The organism is Bacillota bacterium (assembly GCA_012837285.1).
Taxonomy (GTDB): Bacteria; Bacillota; DTU030; order DUMP01; family DUMP01; genus DUNI01.
The window spans coordinates 1-1744 of the sequence record DURJ01000065.1 but is presented as its reverse complement, the minus strand read 5'-3'; the positions used below and the strand labels follow the sequence as shown (position 1 = coordinate 1744).

Sequence of the window (1744 nt, the reverse complement as noted above, 5' to 3'; positions counted from 1 at the left end):
CAGCGGCCATGTTACCACCGCTGGACACCGGCATGACGATAAAATCCAGCGGCTGGTAGTCTAATTGATCAAGGATTTCGTAGGCTACGGTTTTTTGACCTTCCACCCGGAAGGGGTTGTCGGAACTGATGAAGTAAATACCATGTTTTTCTCCCAGAGAAAGAGCATTAAAATAGAGTTGACCGTAGTCGCCTACGCCCCGATTAAGATGAGGTCCGTAGATAGCGATGGGCTCAATCTTGCCGTCGGGCATGTCTTCTTGGACGAACACGTAAGCGTTGAGCCCGGCGCGGGCAGCAAAAGCGGCGGTAGAAGCGGCCATGTTCCCGGAGGAGACAGTGCCGATGGCACTGAGTCCAAACCAAACAGCAGCTTGTACACCCAAAGAAGTACCACGGTCTTTGAACGACCAGGTAGGGTTGACGGTCTCGTTTTTCAGGTAAATGGTGTCTAGACCAGTATCGGCCTGCAAATGAGGAGCGCCCAGAAGCGGGGTTGTTCCTTCGCCTAACGAAAGTTCCGGCCGTAAATTAGGTAAGGGAAAGATGTTGGTGTTACGGGTGATAAAGCAGGGCTCGTCTTTGATTCGGGCCGGTGGCTTTAAAGATTCGTACCGTACTTCCAGCGGCTCGTTGCAATCGTTGCAACGCAGGGCGGTAGCCAAAGGATAGTTTTTTCCACAGGCAACACAGACCAAGCAAGGCAAATAAATTCCCCCTTTTTGTTAATCTGGGAAGTTGGATCTGCAGGGAACTACGGCCATTATGTCGAATGATGAAACAGACATTCATAGATTGAAATTGTATGTGCCAAGCACCGAAGAACTGCTTATGAAAGCTTAGTAAGATAAACCGGGCCTTCCAATAATACCGCTGAAGGCGGCCAAACTGCATGTTAGATTGGGGTTTCGGTAAAGGGGAGAAAGATCCTTCGGGCAAAGCCCTCAGGATGACAATGAAGCGGGGTTTTCGGTAGTTATCATAGGCTGGTGCAAGGAGGCATTATCATGAGCAACAATGGAGGCGGCCATGTTTTGCAGTCGGTGGACCGGGCGCTGTCGATTCTGCAGCTATTGGCAGAGGAATCCAGTGACGGTCTGGCGCTGACGGAGATCAGCCGCCGGCTGGGACTTAACCAAAGTACTTGTCATCACTTACTTTCCACCTTAAGAGTACGTCGCTTTGTGAGCCAGGACGAAGAGTCACGTCGCTACCGCTTGGGGATTAAGGCTGTGGAAGTGGGCCAGGCGGCTATGCAGCAAGTGGACTTGGTCCGCGTGGCGCTGCCACAGATGGAAGAACTGATGGCTTCGGTACAAGAGAATGTTAACCTGGTAGTTCTGGATAATGACAGTGTGGTGTATGTAGCCCAGGTGCCATGCGATCGCACGGTACGGATGTTTACCCGGATTGGGGAACGAGCACCGCTGCACTGTACCGGTGTGGGGAAGGTGTTATTGGCCGGTTTGCCAAAAGAGGAGCGCTCTGATTTAATTGACCGACTGGAATTGCCCCGTTTTACGGCAGCCACTATCTGCGATGGTGATTTGCTCAAACAGGAACTGGAACAGGTGGCGACCCGAGGATATGCCATGGACCGAGAGGAACGCGAAGAGGACGTAACCTGCATCGCTGCCCCGCTGCGCGACTACAGTGGTGAAGTAGTAGCTGGGGTTAGCATTTCGGCACCGTCGTCACGGCTGGATGAAGCGCAACAACAGGAGCTATTACCGTATCTGTTGGCT

General features: G+C 52.3%; 2 protein-coding genes. One reads left to right on the top strand and one right to left on the bottom strand.

Going from position 1 to position 1744, the window contains the following annotated elements; translation table 11 throughout:
* Positions 1-706 (bottom strand): pyridoxal-phosphate dependent enzyme (locus tag GX016_03840; GenBank protein ID HHT70690.1); only part of this gene is annotated, 706 nt, incomplete at its 3' end.
* A 300-nt stretch (positions 707-1006) separates the two neighbouring features.
* Between GX016_03840 and GX016_03835 the strand changes: the two genes are divergently transcribed.
* The coding region (locus GX016_03835; GenBank protein HHT70689.1) for an IclR family transcriptional regulator at positions 1007-1744 on the top strand (738 nt) is incomplete at its 3' end.